Source organism: Rhizobium sp. SRI_017, from assembly GCF_057586295.1.
Genome location: NZ_JBYCZP010000013.1, coordinates 76,799 through 94,778, shown reverse-complemented (window position 1 = coordinate 94,778; position 17,980 = coordinate 76,799). Strand labels below are relative to the sequence as shown.

The window sequence follows — 17,980 nt, the reverse complement described above, 5'->3', positions numbered from 1 at the left end:
TCTGACCCGCTTTCAGCGGCGCCGGCGGAGCGTCTCGGATGGCGCTTCGCCGTAGCGTTCCCGATAGGCGGCAGCGGCGCGGCCGAGATGACCGAAGCCGGCGGCGAAAGCCGCATCGGCGACAGAGCCCTGGGCGCCAACCGAGAGAAGCGTGCTTCGGAAACGCTCAAGCCTTAGCGCGAGCAGACCCTCACCTAACGTGACCCCGCGTGCCTTGCGGTAGGCATCCTGGAGCGAACGCAGCGACACGCCCGACGCTACGGCAATCTCGGCCATGGAAATCAATTGCTCAGCATTGGCCGCCATGTAGTCTTGTGCACGACGAACGGCGAACGGATCGGCGGAGGGCGCCGGCCGGGAGAAGGCCGGCGTGACACTGCTCGACAGCCGGGACAACAGCAGCGTCGTCAGCCCATCCCGCAGCAATGCCCGATAGGCATCCGGGACGCCATCTGATGTCTCGGCAGCGTCGAGCATCAATTGGGCATGCTGCAGGATCGCACGGCCCACGACGCCGGTCAGGTCGACACCGGTCTCGAATTCGATCGCCCGCATGGGCTGGTGGGTCAGGCTTTCGAATTGCGCCTCAACCGCTTCGCGGCGGATGAGGATGATCAGTTTCTCGCAGCCTTCGTTCCAGGTCATGCGGGTGCCGAGGGTCGGCGACAGGATCGAGCCACGCTGGCCCGCCCGGACATCCGCCGCGACCGTGCCGCAGCGGACAGTCGCGCTGCCCTTCAGCGGCAGTTGCAGGAGAAAGAAGCGGGAGAGTTCGCCGGGATCGATCTCCACCGTCGAACCGTAGGCGACGAAGTTCACCGAATAGTCGACCTGCAGGGCGGTGTGATGCCGGGCGTGAAACGCCTCGGTATTGCGGCCGACGGGATTGAGGAAATGCGGACAGAAGATCCGGCCGATCGCCTCGCGCGCATCGTCAGGCGAGCGCGTGTCGACGGCGGCGAAACGGGAGAGCGGCGAGTCTTCTGTCAACATCGGCTTTCTCCGGCAAGGGTCGCTTCCAGCAGGTGACGATTTTCAAGACGGCTTGCCGGATCTGGATATTCACCTGCGCGATCCGGATTGTCCTCCATGCCGGCCGCGCGGATCATGACGATACTTTAGATTTAAAGTGAATGAAAGTCCCGGCTTTCTCCGGCAGCCCGCGATGAGGAGACAGGCGCCAATGGATAAGGACACATTCCGTGCAGCGATGCGACAGGTCGCCGGTGCCGTTACGGTGGTGACAACGCGCGGGCTGAACGGCGAGCCGCGCGGCGTCACCGCGACCGCCGTCTGTTCGCTCACCGTCGATCCGCCCTCGGTCGTCGCCTGCATCAACCGCGAGACCTGGGTCGGGCAGATTGCGCCCGAAAGCGGCAATTTCTGTGTTAACGTGCTCGCGAAAGCGCAGCGGCCCGTCGCCGAGACATTTGCCGGCCGGTCGGCGCTTTCGGGCGCCGAACGTTTCCAGGTCGGCGACTGGCAAGATGCGGATACCGGCGCGCCGGTGCTCGACGGGGCGATCGCGAGTTTCGATTGCGACCTTGAACAAGCGGTCGACTTCGCCACGCATGTCATCCTGATCGGGCGGGTGCGCAAGACAGTCAGCGACAATCCGGATGCCGAACCGCTTGTCTATGTCGGCGGCGCGTTCACGACCACCCAGTCTGCGGCCTGACGCAGGCCTTCATCCGGACGAACAAAACAACGAGAATGGGGAATTCCATGCGTGGACTAGATGGAAAGACGGCGATCATATCGGGTGGCGCCACCCTGATCGGCCAGGCGGTGGCGGCGACGCTGATCGGCTATGGCGCCAAGGCGGTCATCGCCGACATCAACGAGACAGACGGTGCTGCCGCAGCATCCAAGCTTGGACCGAACGCCAGTTTTATCCGAACTGACATCACAGACGACGCCGACATTACGGCGCTCGTCAAGAAGACGGTCGAGACGACGGGCAGGCTCGATTTCCTCGTCAATGTCGCCTGCACCTATCTCGACAATGGCGCGGAGACCAACCGGGCCGACTGGCTGAAGGCGCTCGACATCAACATTGTCGGTTCGGTCATGCTGATGCAGGCCGCTCATCAGCACCTCAAGGCCAACAAGGGCGCGATCGTCAATTTCGGCTCGATCTCCTCGCGCGTCGCCCAGACAGGCCGCTGGGTCTATCCAGTGTCGAAGGCGGCGATCCTGCAATTGACCCGCAACCAGGCGATGGACCTCGCGCCCGACGGCATCCGCGTCAATGCGGTCTCGCCCGGCTGGACCTGGAGCAATATCATGGTCCAGCTCACTTCCAACAACAGAGAGAAGACCGACAAGGTGGCCGCACCCTTCCACCTGCTCGGCCGGACCGGCGACCCCGAGGAAGTCGGCGAGGCCGTCGCCTTCCTGCTGTCGGACAATGCGAGCTTCATCACCGGCACCGATATCCGGGTCGACGGCGGCTACACCGCCATGGGTCCGGAGCAGAACGTGCCGGCGATCCCGAAGCTCATGGAATGACGCTGCAAACCTCAAGGACAACAATCAAAATTGGGAACTGAAACAATGAGCAAAGCACGTAAAGTCACCATTGTCGGCGGCGGCCAGTCCGGCCTCCAGCTCGGCTGCGGTCTCCTGGCAAAAGGCTATGAGGTCGATATCGTCCAGAACCGCACGGCCGAAGAGGTTCGATCGGGCAAGGTGTTGTCGAGCCAGTGCATGTTCGACGCGGCGCTCGAGAACGAGCGCGACATCGGCCTGAACTTCTGGGACGACAGCTGCCCGACCGTCGACTCGATCAATTTCGTCGTTCCGGCGCCTGACGGATCCGGCAACAAGGCGATCGATTGGAACGGCAAGCTCGACAAGCCGGCGCAGAGCGTCGACCAGCGGGTGAAGATTCCGCGCTGGATGGCGGAATTCGAGCGCCGTGGCGGTACGATCACCATCCATGATGCCGGCATCGACGATCTTGAGCGCTACGCGAAGCAATCCGAACTGGTCATCGTGGCCGCCGGCAAGGGCGATATCGCAAAGCTCTTCGAGCGTGACCCGGAGAAGTCTCCCTTCGACAAGCCGCAGCGCGCGCTGGCGCTGACTTACGTCAACGGCATGCTGCCGCGCCCGGACCATTCCGCCGTCAATTTCAACCTGATCCCGACAGTCGGCGAATATTTCGTCTTCCCGGCGCTGACGGTCAACGGCCCCTGCGAGATCATGGTGTTCGAAGGCATTCCCGGCGGCCCGATGGATTGCTGGAAGGATGTAAGAACGCCGGAGGAGCATCTCGCCAAGTCGAAATGGATCCTCGACACCTTCCTGCCCTGGGAAGCCGATCGCAACCGGCAGATCACGCTGACCGACGACAATGGCATCCTGTCCGGCGCCTTCGCCCCGACGGTGCGCAAGCCGATCGGCCGGCTGCCCTCGGGCGCCGTCGTGCTCGGCATGGCGGACGCCGTCTGCCTCAACGACCCGATCACCGGCCAGGGCTCCAACAATGCGTCCAAGGCAGCCAAGGCCTATATGGACGCGATCCTCGCCCAGGGCGACCGGCCCTTCGACGCCGCCTTCATGCAGTCGGCGTTCGACAGCTACTGGAACTATGCCCAGTTCGTCGTCGGCTGGACCAATGCGCTGCTGCAGCCGCCACCGCCGCATGTGCTCAACATCATGGGCTCTGCACAGGCCTTTCCTGTTCTCGCCAAGCGCATTGCCAACGGCTTCAACGATCCGCGGGACTTCTTCCCCTGGTTTGCCGTGCCCGAAGAGGCCGACGCCTATCTGCAGAAGCTTGCGGCCTGAGTTCCGCAAGGGGCCGGCGTAGCGGCCCTACCTCTCCCCTTGTGGGAGAGGATACGCAGGCCGCGAGACGCGTAGCCTGTCGCATGGCCGAAGTTGGTGAGGGGTGACGCGACGGCGCTACTACTCCTCACCAAGTGCGTCCAGCATTCGCCAAAGGCTCATGCGGACTGACTATCCTCTCCCAAAAGGGGAGAGGCAAAGCCTACCCGTACCGGCGATGCGTCGCCGCCGTGCGGGCGACTTGCTCGTAGATGCCTGTGAGAAGATCGAGGGTGGCGGCGGCATCGCGCAGCCGGCTCTGGAAGTTGGGCACGGACTGCACCGCCTTGATCAGCAGCGAGGCGCGGACGTCAGCATAGCGATCCGTGACCTCCCGGCCCTTGTCGGTGACGGAATAACTCACACCCGACCGACCGCTGCCGTTCCGCACCACCAGCCCGGCCCCGATCAGCTTACGCAGGCTGTACTGCATGTTGGGGATGTCTTCCCGGTTGGCGAGCCGTGCCAGATCCTTGATCGTCTTTGGTCGGTCATGCATGCGGATGATGTGCAACATGGCATTTTCCGGACCGCTGGCGACGAGGTCGATCACCGAGGCCAGGCATTCGCCCTGCCAACGGCCGAAGGCCTCGAAGGCGCGCATGAGGGCATATTCCAGTTCCGCAACATCGACTTCCAGCGGATTGCGGGCAAGGTGCCAGCTGCGATCCACTGCCGCGCTGGTCTCCGCCGGATTGCCTTTTGTTTTCATCGCTCTGCTTCCCGATTGCCCGCCCGCGACGGCATTTCTCGATTTTCCTAGACATCGGCCATCGAATTTCGATTGACAAGCCTTTAGTTTCAAATAGACTTTCTATTGTAAATTCTGTCAAATAATCGGGGAACCACAATGACTGAGAACAGCATGTTCGCAGACGGGCAGTTTTTGCTCGGAACCTTCGCCTCCAACTGCTCGGGCGGCATGTCCGTGACCAAGGTCGAGGAGCGCTGGGACAATTCCTGGGACAATAATCTTCGTCTGGGAAAGATGCTCGATGATGCCGGCATCGACTTCATGCTGCCGATCGCCCGCTGGATCGGCTATGGCGGCGAGACCAATTTCCATGGCGGCGTGCTCGAGACCATGACCTGGGCTGCCGGTCTGCTGGCCAGCACCTGCAACATCAATGTTTTCGCCACCATCCATGTGGCGGCGAACCATCCCGTCGTCGTCGCCAAACAGATCGCCACCATCGACCAGATCAGCCGCGGCCGCATCGGACTCAACATCGTCGCCGGCTGGAACCAGCCGGAATACGAGGCGCTCGGTCTCGAACTGCCCGCGGGACACGAGGACCGCTACGGCTATGCCCAGGAATGGTTCGACGTCGTCAAGGCCCTCTGGACCAAGACCGAGGCTTTCGACTGGAACAGCAAGCATTTCAAGCTCAAGCAAGTGCTCGGCGATCCACGCCCATCGCGCAAGGTGCCGATCCTCAATGCCGCGGGCTCCGGCCAGGGCCGTGCTTTTGCCGTCAAGAATGCCGATTTCCTGTTCACCCCGGCCATCGACCTCGAAAGGTCGAAGGAAGAGGTCGCCGCGCTCAAGCAGCAGGCCGCCGATGCCGGCCGCAAGGTCGGCGTGCTGACCTTCAGCCATGTCGTCTGCCGCCCGACCGAGAAGGAGGCGAAGGACTATCTCCAGCATTTCGGCCAGGCCAATGCCGACTGGGAAGCGGTGGACAATCTGGTGCGCCTGCAATTCGCCCATGCGCAATCCTTCCCGCATGACCTGCTGGCGCTGATCCGCGACCGCATGGCCGCCGGCCATGGTGGTTTCCCGCTGGTCGGCACACCCGAGCAGGTCGCCGAGGGCATCATCGCGCTGCATGCCGCCGGCTTTGGCGGCACCACCCTGTCCTTCGTCGATTATGCGGAAGAGTTCCCCTATTTCCGCGACCATGTGCTGCCGATCCTGGAAGCGCGCGGCATCCGCCGGGCGGTCACGACACAGCGGGTTGCGGCCTGATCCGACGCCCGCGGGCGTGACGGCGAGGGGTCGCCGTCGCGCCCGCATCTTGTGCCTGGATATCGCGCATCGCGCCGCCAAGGCGGCCTGCTCACCGGACGGAGAAGAGAGATGGGAATGGAAATGTTCACGGCGCCGCTTTCGGATCCGACCGCATACCGGCTAGCCATGCGTCATTTCGCGGGCAATGTCAGCGTCATTACAGCAGGCACCGGCGAGCGCCGTTCCGGTCTGGTCGCCACCTCCACTGTGTCGCTCTCCATGGAGCCGCCGCTGATGCTGGTCTGCGTCAACCGCAATTCATCATCCTGGCCGTTGTTCGAGGATTTAGGGCATTTCGGCGTCAATTCACTGGCGCCGCATCACCAGCCGATCGCCGAACGCTTCACCGGGCAAGGCGGCATCAAAGGCGAAGATCGTTTCGCGCTCGGGCAGTGGCGCAACGGACCCACTGGCGCGCCCCTCCTGATCGGGGCTGCAGTCGCAATCGATTGCGAAATCGAGGAAATGATCCCGAAATCAACCCATTCGATCCTCATCGGCCGAGTCTGCTCGGTCGAGATCAGCGGCGAATCCGGCGCCCTGGTCTACTGGCGTGGCGCCTACCGACCTCTCGAGACCCTTTCGGCCTGATCTGGCCTGCAGCCGGAAGCATGCTGTCGCGATATTTTAATCCTAAAATACTTTCGTTATCCGCGTCCCGACGATTGACAGAGCGCCTCCGTGAATTTACTTTAACCTTAAAATATATCGAGGCGGCCTTGAACCGGCCAGCTGAAAAAAGGGTACTGACATGCGGATCGTATGCATCGGCGGCGGACCGGCGGGCCTCTATTTCGGGCTCCTGATGAAGAAGCTGCATCCCGAACATTCCATCACCGTGGTCGAGCGCAACAAGCCTTACGACACATTCGGCTGGGGCGTCGTCTTCTCCGACGCCACGATGGAGTCAATGAAGGTCTGGGATCCGGAAAGCGCCGCTTCCATCCAGGACGCCTTCAACCACTGGGACGATATCGAAGTCTGGTTCAAGGGCAAGGTTCAGCGCACCACCGGCCACGGCTTCGTCGGCATCGGCCGCAAGAAGCTGCTCAACATCCTGCAGCGACGCTGCGAGGATCTCGGCGTCGAGCTCGCCTTCGAGACCGAGGTCGACAGCGACCTCGACTTCCCCGACGCAGACCTGATCATCGCCTCGGACGGCCTGAATTCCAAGGTCCGCAACAAATATGCCGAGGTGTTCCAGCCCGACCTCGTCGTGCGGCCCAACCGCTACATCTGGCTTGGCACAAACAAGTCCTATGACGCCTTCACCTTCGATTTCCGCAAGACCGACCACGGCTGGTTCCAGGCGCATATCTACAAGTTCGACGAAAACACCTCGACCTTCATCGTCGAGACGACCGAGGAAGCCTATGAGGCCCATGACCTCGGCGCCCTCGACCAGCAGGGCTCGATCGACTTCTGCGAAAACCTGTTCTCTGAGGTGCTTGACGGTGCCTCGCTGATGACAAATGCCCGCCACATGCGTGGCTCGGCCTGGCTGAACTTCAACCGCCTGATCTGCGGCAAGTGGAGCCATTTCAACGGCAATTCCCATGTCGTGCTGATGGGCGATGCGGCGCATACCGCCCATTTCGCCATCGGTTCGGGCACGAAACTCGCCATCGACGACGCGATCGAACTGGCCAACCAGTTCAACCGGCTCGGCCACGACAAGGACAAGATCCCTGCGGTTCTCGAAACCTATGAGGAGATCCGCCGCGTCGATGTAGCCCGCATCCAGAATGCGGCACGCAATGCGATGGAATGGTTCGAAGTCGTCGGCCGCCGTTATGCCGACACGCTGGAGCCGGAGCAGTTCATGTATTCGATGCTGACGCGCTCGCAGCGCATCAGCCACGAAAACCTGCGGCTCAGGGATGCGAGCTGGCTGGAGGGCTACGAGCGCTGGTTTGCCCGCAAGGCCGGGCTTGCCACCACGTCCAACAGCCGCTCCCTGCCGCCGATGTTTACGCCCTATACGCTGCGCGGCGTCACCCTGCCGAACCGCATCGTCATGTCGCCGATGGCGATGTATTCGGCCAAGGACGGGCTGATCGACGACTTCCACCTCGTCCATATCGGCTCGCGCGCCATGGGCGGTGCCGGCCTCGTCTTCGGCGAAATGACCTGCGTCTCGCCCGACGGCCGCATCACCCCGGGCTGCCTGGGACTCTGGAACGACGAACAGGCCGAGGGCTGGAAGAGGCTCGTCGAATTCGTGCATTTCAATTCGCCTGCCAAGGTCGGCATCCAGATCGGCCATGCCGGCCGCAAGGGCTCCACCAAACTCGCCTGGGACGGCATCGACCAGCCGCTGGAAGAGGGTGGCTGGCCGCTGGTCTCGGCCTCGGCGCTGCCCTATCTCAAGCATAGCCAGGTGCCGAAGGCGATGGATCGCGCCGATTTGGACCGCGTCCTCGCCGACCATGTGCGGGCCGCCGAGCGGGCCGTGACCACGGGCGCGGATTGGCTCGAACTGCACTGCGCGCACGGCTATCTGTTGTCTAGCTTCCTGTCGCCGCTGACCAACACCCGCACCGACGAATATGGCGGCGACCATGCCGCCCGCGCGCGCTATCCGCTCGAAGTGTTCCGCGCCATCCGTGCGGTCTGGCCGGAGGACAAGCCGATCTCGGTGCGCCTCTCCTGCCATGACTGGTTCGACGGCGGCAACACACCCGAGGATGCCGCGATCTTCGCGGCCATGTTCAAGGAAGCCGGCGCCGACCTGATCGACTGCTCGTCGGGCCAGGTGTGGAAGGAAGAAAAGCCGGTCTATGGCCGCCTGTTCCAGACGCCGTTCTCCGACAAGATCCGCAACGAGGTCGGCATCCCGACCATCGCTGTCGGTGCGATCTCCGAAGCCGACCACGCCAATTCCATCATCGCTGCCGGCCGCGCCGACCTTTGCGCCGTGGCCCGTCCGCATCTCGCCGATCCGGCCTGGGTCCTGCATGAGGCGGCGAAGATCGGCATCAGCACTGTGCCCTGGCCGAAGCAATATTATTCGGGCAAGGCACAATACGAGACCAACCTCGCCCGCGAAAAGCAGGCGGCCGCGGCCGGAGCGAAATAGACGATGGCAGGCGGTCTGGGAGAACATCACGCGCTGGTCACCGGCGCCGGCAGCGGCATCGGCGCCGCAATCGCGCGCGGGCTCGCACAGGCTGGTGCGCAGGTGACGCTGGCCGGGCGGCGGCGGGAGCCGCTGGAAGCATTGGCAGGCAGCCTTCCGGATGGGTCGTGCTTCATCGCCGATGGCTTCGACGTGACCGATCCAGGCGCCATTGCTGCGGGCCTCGAGAAGGCGAAACGTGCTTTCGGTCCCGTCAGCATACTCGTAAACAATGCCGGCGAGGCCCCGAGCGCGCCGTTCGAAAAGACCTCACTCGACATGTGGTCGCATGTGCTCTCGGTCGACCTTACCGGCGTCTTCAACGTGACGCAGGCCGTGTTGCCCGATCTCAAGGCGCGTGGCACGGGCGCGCGGATCATCAACATCGCCTCGACCGCCGGCCTCACCGGCTACGCCTATGTCTCGGCCTATTGCGCCGCCAAGCATGGCGTCGTCGGGCTGACGCGGGCGCTGGCGCTCGAACTGGCAAAGAAGGGCGTGACCGTCAACGCCGTCTGCCCCGGCTTCACCGATACGCCGATCATCGCACGCTCGATCGCCGAGATCGTCGCCAAGACCGGTCGCAGCGAGGAGCAGGCACTCGCGGAATTCACCAAGTCCAATCCGCAGGGCCGGCTTGTCCGCCCCGAGGAAGTGGCAAACACGGTTCTCTGGCTGGCGTCGCCTGATGCCGGCTCGATCAATGGACAGGCAATCGCGATATCAGGTGGGGAGGTCATGGCGGGATGAGCGACAATCGAGCGACGATGAGCGGGCATCTCAAGCCGTTCCGTGACTATCAGGCCAAGAACTTTCTCTGGTCGGCCAGCGAGGACGGACGCGTCGCGACGCTGACGCTCAATCGGCCCGACCGCAAGAATCCGCTGACCTTCGAGAGCTATGCCGAGCTGCGCGACCTGTTCCGCGACCTGGCCTATTCGTCCGACGTCAGGACGATCGTGCTCAAGGGTGCCGGCGGCAACTTCTCCTCCGGCGGCGACGTGTTCGAGATCATCGAGCCGCTGACCCGCATGACGATGCCCGACCTGCTCGCTTTCACCCGCATGACCGGCGATCTGGTTAAGGCGATGCGCAAATGCCCGCAGCAGATCGTCGCTGCCATCGACGGCATCTGCGCCGGCGCCGGCGCCATTCTCGCCATGGCTTCCGACCTGCGGCTGGCGACACCCGAAGCCAAGACCGCCTTCCTCTTCACCCGCGTCGGTCTCGCTGGTGCCGATATGGGCGCCTGCGGTATTCTGCCCCGGATCATTGGGCAGGGCCGCGCTTCGGAACTGCTCTATACCGGCCGCTTCATGAGCGCCGACGAGGGCGAGCGCTGGGGCTTCTTCAACGCCCTGCATTCCTCCTCAGACCTGGACGCGGCGGCGGACAAGCTCGCACGTTCGCTGGCTGACGGTCCGTGGTTCGCCCACGGCATCACCAAGACGATGCTGAACCAGGAATGGGCGATGGGCATCGACGAAATGATCGAATCCGAGGCCCAGGCCCAGGCGATCTGCATGGCGACAGGCGACTTCCGCCGCGCATTCGAGGCGTTTGCCGCCAAGCAGAAACCTGTGTTCGAGGGCAACTGATGACACTGACCGGCCCGACGCGCGAACATCTCGACTGGCCGTTCTTCGGTGCCGAACATCGCGGCGTCGTGGAAAAGCTCGATGCGTTCGCCGGATCGGCTGTGCTGGCCTCCGTCGATCATCATGATATCGACAAGGCCTGCCGCTCGCTGGTCAAGGCGCTCGGAGACGCCGGCCTCCTCAGGATCGCAACCGGTGTTGCCGGCCGCCGGGCAATCGATTCCCGCTCCGTCTGCCTCGCCCGCGAGACGCTCGCCTGGCATGACGGGCTCGCCGACTTTGCCTTCGCCATGCAGGGGCTCGGAACCGGGGCAATCGGCCTGTCGGGCTCTGAGGAACTGAAGGCTGCGGTGCTGCCCAAGGTGACGTCGGGCGACTGGGTCTCGGCCTTCGCGCTTTCCGAGAAGGAGGCCGGATCGGACGTCGCGGCCATGGCCTGCGCAGCACGCGCTGATGGCGATTCCTACGTGCTCGACGGCGAGAAGACCTGGATCTCGAACGGCGGCATCGCCGATGTCTACACGGTCTTCGCCCGCACCGGCGAGGCACCCGGTACGCGGGGTATTTCCGCTTTCGTCGTCTTCGCCGACGATCCCGGCTTCTCGATCACCGAACGGATCGAGGTGATCGCGCCGCATCCACTGGCAACCATCCGTTTCGACAATTGCCGCATTCCAGCCTCGCGCCGGCTCGGCGCGCCGGCCGAAGGTTTCAAGATCGCCATGCGCACGCTCGACATCTTCCGAGCCTCGGTGGCGGCGGCAGCACTCGGCTTTGCCCGCCGCGCGCTCGATGAAGGACTGGCGCATACCAGATCGCGAAAGATGTTCGGGGCGACGCTGGGCGACCTACAACTGACCCAGGCCGCCCTCGGCGACATGGCCACCGGTATCGATGCGGCGGCACTGCTCACCTATCGCGCCGCCTGGCGCCGCGACGTGCAGCAACTGCCGACAACCAAGGAAGCCGCGATGGCCAAGATGACGGCGACCGAAACCGCGCAGTCGGTCATCGATCGCGCCGTCCAGCTGTTCGGCGGCCGCGGGGTGAAGACCGGCGAGATCACGGAAAAGCTCTATCGCGAAATCCGGGCGCTGCGCATCTATGAAGGTGCGACCGAGGTGCAGAAGCTCATCGTCGCCCGCGAGCTGATGAAGGGGGCGTGAGGTGTTCACGAAGTCCTATCCCCTTCGCTTCGGCGACTGCGATCCGTCGGGCATCGCCTACTATCCGTCCTATCTCCGGATTCTCGATGGCGCGATCGAGGACTTCTTCGCGTCGCTCGGTGCGAAGCGCGACCAGATGATCTCAGAGATGCGGATGGGCACGCCGACCGTGACGCTCAATCTCGTCTTCGAACGCCCGGGCTATCAGGGCGATGAATTGACGATCGATATCCGCGTCGCCAGGCTCGGCCGATCGTCCCTGGATCTGGCGCATACCGTGTCGGCGAGGGGCGAAACGCTCTTCACCGCCCAGCATCGGCTCGTCGCGACCTCGCTTGAAACCCACACATCCTGCGCCTGGCCGGACACGCTCCGTGCCGCGCTCACCCATCACCTGGAGACGACGCATGCACACGATCCTGCAGCCTGAAGGCTGGGCAAGGCCGATCGGTTACGCCAATGGCGTGGAGGCGCAGGGACGCCTGATCTTCGTCGGCGGCCAGATCGGCTGGAACGGCCAGTGCCAGTTCGAGACCGACGATTTCGTCAGCCAAGTCAGGCAGACACTGGAAAACGTCGTCGCCGTGGTGCGCGCGGCCGGCGGCGAGCCGCATCACATTACCTCGATGACCTGGTATTTTACCGACAAGCAGGAATATGTCGGCAATCTCAAGGGCATCGGCCAGGCCTATCGCGCGGTGATCGGCAAGCACTTCCCGGCCATGGCCGCCGTGCAGGTCGTGGCGCTGGTCGAGGACCGGGCCAAGATCGAAATCCAGGCACACGCCGTCATTCCGGAATTGTGACGATGACATCGGGAGAGGCTTCCAGTACGCTCAGTTTCTCGGCTTGCGTTTCAGGGCGTATTGCCAATGGCGTCCTGGTTGTGACGATCGACAATCCGCCGGTGAATGCTGCATCGGCTACGATGCGCGCCGGACTGGTGGCCGCCATCTCGCATGCGAATGACCGCGGCGAGATTGAAAGCACTGTCATCACGGGCGCGGGGAAGATCTTCGTCGGCGGAGCCGACATCACCGAGTTTGGCAAGCCGCCCGTCGATCCGATCCTGCCCGATGTCTGCCAGCTGATCGAAAACTCGGGCAAGCCCATTATCGCGGCGCTCAATGGTGCCGCGCTGGGCGGTGGTCTGGAAATCGCGCTCGCCTGCCACTACCGGGTCGCCGCCGCGACGGCCAGCGTGGCCTTCCCGGAGGTCAAGCTCGGCCTCGTACCCGGCGCGGGCGGAACTCAGCGGCTGCCGCGCCTGACCGGCATTCCCGTGGCCATCGACCTGGTCAGCAGCGGCCGCAGCTTGAAAGCCGGCGAGGCGCAGTCCCTGGGCATCGTGGACGAAGTCGCTGATGGTGATCTGATGGGGCGAGCGCTCGCGATTGCGGCCGAGGGCAAGGAGAAGTTTCGCAAAACCGGCCATCTTGCCGTGCCGCCGGTTTTGGCCGAGGAGGTCGATGCCGCATCCCGGAAGATCACTGCCAAAGCGCGTGGCCAGGTGGCGCCCGGCGTTGCCCTGCGTCTCGTCGCCGACACGCTAAGCACGACACTCGAAGCCGGTTTGGCCGAAGAGCGCTCCGCCTTCCTGCTCCTCAAGGATTCGCCGGAGGCCGCAGCGCTGCGCCATGTCTTTTTCGCAGAGCGCGAGGCGGCGAAGATCGCGGGCCTTGAGGGCATCTCTCCCCGCGCCGTCAAAACCATCGGCATTGTCGGCACGGGTCTGATGGGCTCCGGCATCGCCGTTGCGGCGCTCGATGCAGGCTATCGCGTCATCGGCGTCGAACAGAGCGAAGAGGCGGCGCTGAAGGGCCGGGAGCGGATTGCGGGCCTGCTGGAGCGGAACGTCAAATCCGGCCGGCTGGACGAGAAGGGGCTTGCCGATCGCCTGTCGCGCCTTTCGGTCGAAGGGACCCTGAGTGCTTTGGCCGCCGCCGATTTGGTCATCGAAGCTGTGTTCGACGACCTCGCGGTCAAGACAGAACTCTTTCAAAAACTCGACGCAATCGTGCGGCCGGACGCGATCCTCGCCACCAACACATCCTATCTCGACCCGGACCAGATCGCGGCGGCGACGGTCCATCCCGACCGCGTGCTCGGCCTACATTTCTTCTCGCCGGCCAATATCATGCGGCTGGTCGAAGTGGTCCGCTGCGCCAAGACAGAACCTGACGTCCTCGCCACCGGTTTCGCTGTCGCCAAGCAGATGCGCAAGCTGCCGATTCTGTCCGGTGTGACCGAGGGTTTCATCGGCAACCGGATCTTCTCGGCCTATCGCCGCGAGGCCGAATTCCTCGTCGAGGACGGCGCCGAGCCGAAGGAGGTCGACGCCGCCATGGAGGAGTTCGGCTTCGCAATGGGACCGTTCTCCGTGTTCGACCTCGCCGGCCTCGAAATCGCCTGGGCACGGCGCAAGCGGCAGGCGGCAACGCGCGATCCCCAGGAACGCCATGTCGATATCGCCGACAGGCTCTGCGAGGCCGGCCGCTTCGGCCAGAAATCCGGCAAGGGCTGGTACAGCTATGCCGATGGCAAGAAGGCCGTCGACCCGGACGTGACAGCAATCATCGCCGCCTCGCGCGCCGCAAAATCGATCGTGCCGCGCCATATCGACAGTACGGAGATCGTCACCCGTTTGCTTGCCGCCGTGTCGGCGGAGGGCGAGAGGCTGCTCAATGAAAAGATCGCTGCCCGCCCGGGCGATATCGACCTCGTCCTGATCAACGGTTACGGCTTTCCCGCCCATAAGGGCGGGCCGATGTTCGTGAAAACTGCAAATGCCGGCAGGTAGGGTAAACCGATCTGTAGCCCGAGCGGATCAGTGAAACCGAGATCGCGAACGCATCTCAATGTGCATTGGCTTGCCTACGCCGGCAAAGCGGAGAGATGCTCATGGAAGGCGATCCAATCGCTAGCCTCACGGCGGAAGACGATGGTTTCGCGCTCACGGTTGGTCATGGTCTCGCCGCCGACCGACGCGTCGGTCTCGACGACGTGGGTGAAGACCGCAACCTCGCCGGCCATCTGAATACGCTGGTCTGTGGACCGGCAGCTGAGCACGCGGAAGCCGTCCCGCTCTTCCCAGAGCCGCCACTCGTCGCGGTAGGCGTCGCGGCTCGTCAGCACCCGGTCGAGATTATGGAAGATGAAGCTCGCATCCGCGGCGAAGGCCTCAAAATAGGCCTCGGTGTCGTGGCGTGAAAAGGCTTCGACGAGGCGCGCGGCGGCGGCAAGCACGCCGTCTTCGGCTTTGGTCATTCGTCCTCCCGGGATTTTCTTATGGTTTGGGGCTGGAGATCAGCGTTGCGAGCGGCCGACTCTGCCGGGCGACATCGTCTTTCAGCATTTCGAGCGGCATGGTCTCGTCGCGTACGAACTCGGTGAACATCATGTTGAGATTGTTGAAGAACATGGCGCCCACCGCCGCCGTGTCGATGCCGGCGATGACCACGCCCTTCAACTGCAGCCGCTGGATGAGTGTCTGGACCTGGGCGCAAAGCCGGGCGTCGAGCGCAGTGTAGCGTTTCGAGAACGGCGTCTCCGGCTGCTGGATGGAGATCGCCATCGCCGTGCGCCACATCTCCTTGGAGAGATAGACCAGCGAGTGGTCATAATATTGGTTGATCAGTTGCCTGAGCGCCTCGGCCACATCGCCCGGCGGGTCGGCTACGATGGCCTCGCCTGCTGACAGCACTTCCTCCACTTCCATGCCGACGGTGGCGAGCAGGATGTCGCCCTTGTTCTGGTAGTAATTGTAGAAGGTGCCGACCGAAACCTCGGCGCGCTCGGCGATGTCTTCGATGCGCGCGGCATCGTAGCCGACCTCCCGGAACAGGCCCGTCGCGGCCTCCAGGATGCGCCGCTCGCGGTCCGCCTTCTGCCTCTCCCTCAATCCCGCCATCGCGGCTCGTCCTCGTTGAATCCGGCTTTTTGAATCTGCTTTAATTTTGATATTGACTTAAAAAATGAACTCATTCAATATTTTTTTCGAAGGCGCCGGAACGAGTGCCAAACAGAGGGTGAAATCGATGACCAATCCTGCAAAGGGCGCTTTTGCGCGCCACTTCCTGTCTTCTGCCGCAGCGCTTGCAATTGCGGCCGTCAGTGCTTCTCAGTCTTTTGCCGCCGAAGAACTCAACGCGCTGGTCTGGTGCGATCACACCGACCCTGCGCTGATCGAGCCCTTCGAAAAGGCCAACAACGTCAAGGTCAATCTTAAGGAATATGAAGGCACGGGCGCCGGCATTTCGATCCTTGAACAGTCGCAGCCCGGCGACTGGGACGTGATGGTGATCGACGCCGTCGACGTACACCGGATCGTCGACATGGGCATGCTGGGCGAGATGCCCGCCGATGCGCTGCCCAAGGCCGACATGTTCGCCGAACTGGTGATGGATGCCAACAACACCAAGGACGGCAAGACCTACGCCGTAACGGAAAAGTTCGGCTACAACACGATCTCCTACGACAAGACCAAGGTCGATCCGAAGGATATGGAAGATCTCTCCATCATCTGGTCGGACAAATACAAGGGCCGCATAGCGCTCTATGATTATTACCTGCCGATGATCGGTCTCGTGCAACTCGGGCTGGGCAAGAAGACCGCCGATCTCGGCGATGCCGACATGCCTGCCATCGAGGAAAAGCTGAAGGCGATGAAGGCGGCCTCCAAGCAGGTCAGCGACGTCGTCTCCTCGCAGACTGCGCTCGCGACCGGCGAAGTCGACATCCTGGTCGGCGGCGGCGAATGGATCACCGCCTCGCTCGCCAAGGACAAGCCCAATCTCGACTGGATTGTGCCGAAGCAGGGTGCAGTGCGCTGGGCGCAGTCGATCGGCGTGATGAAGGACAGCAAGGATCCGGCGCTGGCGCTGAAATTCGTGCAATACATCATGAGCCCTGAGGGCCAGGCGCGGCTTGCGACCTCGTCCTGCTATTGGGGCATGCCGACCAACGAAAAGGCCGGCGCGCATCTCGACGATCAGCAGAAGGCGGCGCTGAGGTGGAGTGACCAGGCGGGGTATCTGAAGAACACCCAGCTCTATCCGATTCCGAGTGCGGAGCTCGACAAGAAGATGCAGGATGCCTGGACGAATATGATGCAGCAGTGAGGGCAGGTCTGGCCTCACTCGCAAGGGTGATTTCACCCCTCACCAACTTCGGCCAAGGGTTCACTGACGTTCACCCGGCCTGCGTATCCTCTCCCACAAGGGGAGAGGCAGGGTGTCACGCGCCCGGCCTCGCTTGAGGCAACCCAAGCGCCGCGAGTCTACCTCTCCCCTTGTGGGAGAGGATAGCAAGCCCGCATGAGCCGTAGGCGAATGCTTGGGCGCGCTTGGTGAGGGGTAATATCCGCGCCAAAAACCGAACCACAGGACCACCATGACCCCAACCATCGAACAGACCGATCGCCGGAAGGCATGGGGCTTCGTTGCTCCCGCTCTTCTCTGGACCGTTGCCTTCTTCGTGGTGCCGTTCCTGTTCATGGCCGCGATGAGCCTGTGGTCGCGGCAGGGGCGGGAGATCGTCCGGGTCTGGAATGCAGACAACTACCTGCGCTTCCTCAGTGAAAGCGCGCTGTTCAAGGGCCTGACCAATTCGCTCGAGATCACCATCACGGTGACCATCATTTCGGTCCTTCTTGCCTATCCGCTCGCCTGGATCATCGCCGAGCGGGTACCGAAGAAGTGGCAGCGCATGGCGCTGATCCTGGCGATCCTGCCCTTCTGGACCTCCTATGTCGTCCGTTCCTATTCCTGGCTGCTGGTGCTTTCCAAGGGCGGCGTGATCAACCAGGTACTGATGGGGATGGGGCTCATCGCCGAGCCGCTTGAAATCGCCTCCAATCGCACCGCGACCGTGATCGGCTTCGTCCATTTCTTCGTCATGCTGCTGACGCTGACCATCTATTCCAACCTGATCCAGCTCTCGCCCAACTACCGCCGCGCGGCGGCCGACCTCGGGGCCAATGCCTTCCAGACCTTCTGGCATGTCATCCTGCCGCTGACGCTGCCGGGTATCATGACCGGCGCCTTCCTGACCTTCGTGCTCTGCATCGGCGACTACATCACGCCGCAGATTTTGGGCGGCAACAACGAGCTGGTGCTGCCGCAGATCATCATGCTGCAGATCGGTCGGCGGGCGGATTTCCCGATGGCGGCGGCTCTCTCCATCGTGCTGATGCTGGCGGTGACAATCGCCTATGCCGCCTGCGCCCGCTGGCTGAAGATCGAGAGGGCTTGAG

General features: G+C 63.1%; 18 protein-coding genes. 14 read left to right on the top strand and 4 right to left on the bottom strand.

Going from position 1 to position 17,980, the window contains the following annotated elements; translation table 11 throughout:
• Window positions 1–12: 12 nt before the first annotated feature.
• Complete coding sequence (locus AC2YI2_RS24665) at window positions 13–993, bottom strand: cupin domain-containing protein (RefSeq protein WP_487389164.1); 981 nt, start codon at window positions 991–993, stop codon at window positions 13–15.
• 190 nt (window positions 994–1,183) lie between these two features.
• On the opposite strand from AC2YI2_RS24665, the gene AC2YI2_RS24660 reads away from it, so the two are divergent.
• The 3 genes from AC2YI2_RS24660 to AC2YI2_RS24650 are packed head-to-tail and all read left to right on the top strand — an operon-like array spanning window position 1,184 to window position 3,795.
• Window positions 1,184–1,678, top strand: a complete 495-nt coding sequence (locus AC2YI2_RS24660; protein WP_487389163.1) for a flavin reductase family protein — start codon at window positions 1,184–1,186, stop codon at window positions 1,676–1,678.
• A 47-nt stretch (window positions 1,679–1,725) separates the two neighbouring features.
• A complete protein-coding gene (locus tag AC2YI2_RS24655) occupies window positions 1,726–2,511 on the top strand; it encodes an SDR family oxidoreductase (RefSeq protein ID WP_487389162.1) in 786 nt (261 codons plus the stop codon).
• A gap of 45 nt (window positions 2,512–2,556) precedes the next feature.
• A complete protein-coding gene (locus AC2YI2_RS24650; RefSeq protein ID WP_487389161.1) occupies window positions 2,557–3,795 on the top strand; it encodes a styrene monooxygenase/indole monooxygenase family protein in 1,239 nt (412 codons plus the stop codon).
• Window positions 3,796–3,997: 202 nt separating this feature from the next.
• Here the strand turns inward: AC2YI2_RS24650 and AC2YI2_RS24645 are convergent, their stop codons facing one another.
• Window positions 3,998–4,546 (bottom strand): winged helix DNA-binding protein, encoded by a 549-nt coding sequence (locus tag AC2YI2_RS24645; RefSeq protein ID WP_487389160.1) that lies wholly within the window; start codon window positions 4,544–4,546, stop codon window positions 3,998–4,000.
• 138 nt (window positions 4,547–4,684) lie between these two features.
• Between AC2YI2_RS24645 and AC2YI2_RS24640 the strand changes: the two genes are divergently transcribed.
• The 9 genes from AC2YI2_RS24640 to AC2YI2_RS24600 all read left to right on the top strand — a co-directional run bounded on the left by AC2YI2_RS24640 (window position 4,685) and on the right by AC2YI2_RS24600 (window position 14,527).
• A complete protein-coding gene (locus AC2YI2_RS24640; protein ID WP_487389159.1) occupies window positions 4,685–5,803 on the top strand; it encodes an LLM class flavin-dependent oxidoreductase in 1,119 nt (372 codons plus the stop codon).
• Between the two features lie 117 nt (window positions 5,804–5,920).
• Entirely contained in the window at window positions 5,921–6,436 is a 516-nt protein-coding gene (locus AC2YI2_RS24635) for a flavin reductase family protein (RefSeq protein WP_487389158.1), read from the top strand.
• Between the two features lie 160 nt (window positions 6,437–6,596).
• Complete coding sequence (locus AC2YI2_RS24630; RefSeq protein WP_487389157.1) at window positions 6,597–8,924, top strand: bifunctional salicylyl-CoA 5-hydroxylase/oxidoreductase; 2,328 nt, start codon at window positions 6,597–6,599, stop codon at window positions 8,922–8,924.
• A gap of 3 nt (window positions 8,925–8,927) precedes the next feature.
• Entirely contained in the window at window positions 8,928–9,713 is a 786-nt protein-coding gene (locus AC2YI2_RS24625) for an SDR family NAD(P)-dependent oxidoreductase (protein ID WP_487389156.1), read from the top strand.
• A complete protein-coding gene (locus AC2YI2_RS24620) occupies window positions 9,710–10,561 on the top strand; it encodes an enoyl-CoA hydratase family protein (RefSeq protein WP_487389155.1) in 852 nt (283 codons plus the stop codon). The genes AC2YI2_RS24625 and AC2YI2_RS24620 overlap by 4 nt, the downstream gene beginning before the upstream one ends.
• Window positions 10,561–11,727, top strand: coding sequence for an acyl-CoA dehydrogenase family protein (locus tag AC2YI2_RS24615; RefSeq protein WP_487389154.1), 1,167 nt, complete (start codon window positions 10,561–10,563; stop codon window positions 11,725–11,727). The genes AC2YI2_RS24620 and AC2YI2_RS24615 overlap by 1 nt, the downstream gene beginning before the upstream one ends.
• 1 nt (window position 11,728) lies before the next feature.
• On the top strand, window positions 11,729–12,157 hold the full coding sequence (locus AC2YI2_RS24610; RefSeq protein ID WP_487389153.1) for an acyl-CoA thioesterase: 429 nt from the start codon (window positions 11,729–11,731) through the stop codon (window positions 12,155–12,157).
• On the top strand, window positions 12,135–12,533 hold the full coding sequence (locus tag AC2YI2_RS24605) for a RidA family protein (protein ID WP_487389152.1): 399 nt from the start codon (window positions 12,135–12,137) through the stop codon (window positions 12,531–12,533). Before AC2YI2_RS24610 ends, AC2YI2_RS24605 begins: the two co-directional genes overlap by 23 nt.
• A 2-nt stretch (window positions 12,534–12,535) precedes the next feature.
• On the top strand, window positions 12,536–14,527 hold the full coding sequence (locus AC2YI2_RS24600) for a 3-hydroxyacyl-CoA dehydrogenase NAD-binding domain-containing protein (RefSeq protein ID WP_487389151.1): 1,992 nt from the start codon (window positions 12,536–12,538) through the stop codon (window positions 14,525–14,527).
• A gap of 74 nt (window positions 14,528–14,601) precedes the next feature.
• Here the strand turns inward: AC2YI2_RS24600 and AC2YI2_RS24595 are convergent, their stop codons facing one another.
• Both AC2YI2_RS24595 and AC2YI2_RS24590 read right to left on the bottom strand, forming a co-directional pair.
• Complete coding sequence (locus tag AC2YI2_RS24595) at window positions 14,602–14,994, bottom strand: nuclear transport factor 2 family protein (protein WP_487389150.1); 393 nt, start codon at window positions 14,992–14,994, stop codon at window positions 14,602–14,604.
• A gap of 19 nt (window positions 14,995–15,013) precedes the next feature.
• Window positions 15,014–15,637 (bottom strand): TetR/AcrR family transcriptional regulator, encoded by a 624-nt coding sequence (locus tag AC2YI2_RS24590; RefSeq protein WP_487389149.1) that lies wholly within the window; start codon window positions 15,635–15,637, stop codon window positions 15,014–15,016.
• Window positions 15,638–15,764: 127 nt separating this feature from the next.
• On the opposite strand from AC2YI2_RS24590, the gene AC2YI2_RS24585 reads away from it, so the two are divergent.
• The gene (locus AC2YI2_RS24585; RefSeq protein ID WP_487389148.1) at window positions 15,765–16,847 is read left to right on the top strand and encodes a polyamine ABC transporter substrate-binding protein; all 1,083 of its coding nucleotides are present in this window, start codon (window positions 15,765–15,767) and stop codon (window positions 16,845–16,847) included.
• A 271-nt stretch (window positions 16,848–17,118) separates the two neighbouring features.
• Window positions 17,119–17,979, top strand: coding sequence for an ABC transporter permease (locus AC2YI2_RS24580; RefSeq protein ID WP_487389147.1), 861 nt, complete (start codon window positions 17,119–17,121; stop codon window positions 17,977–17,979).
• Window position 17,980 lies beyond the last annotated feature (1 nt).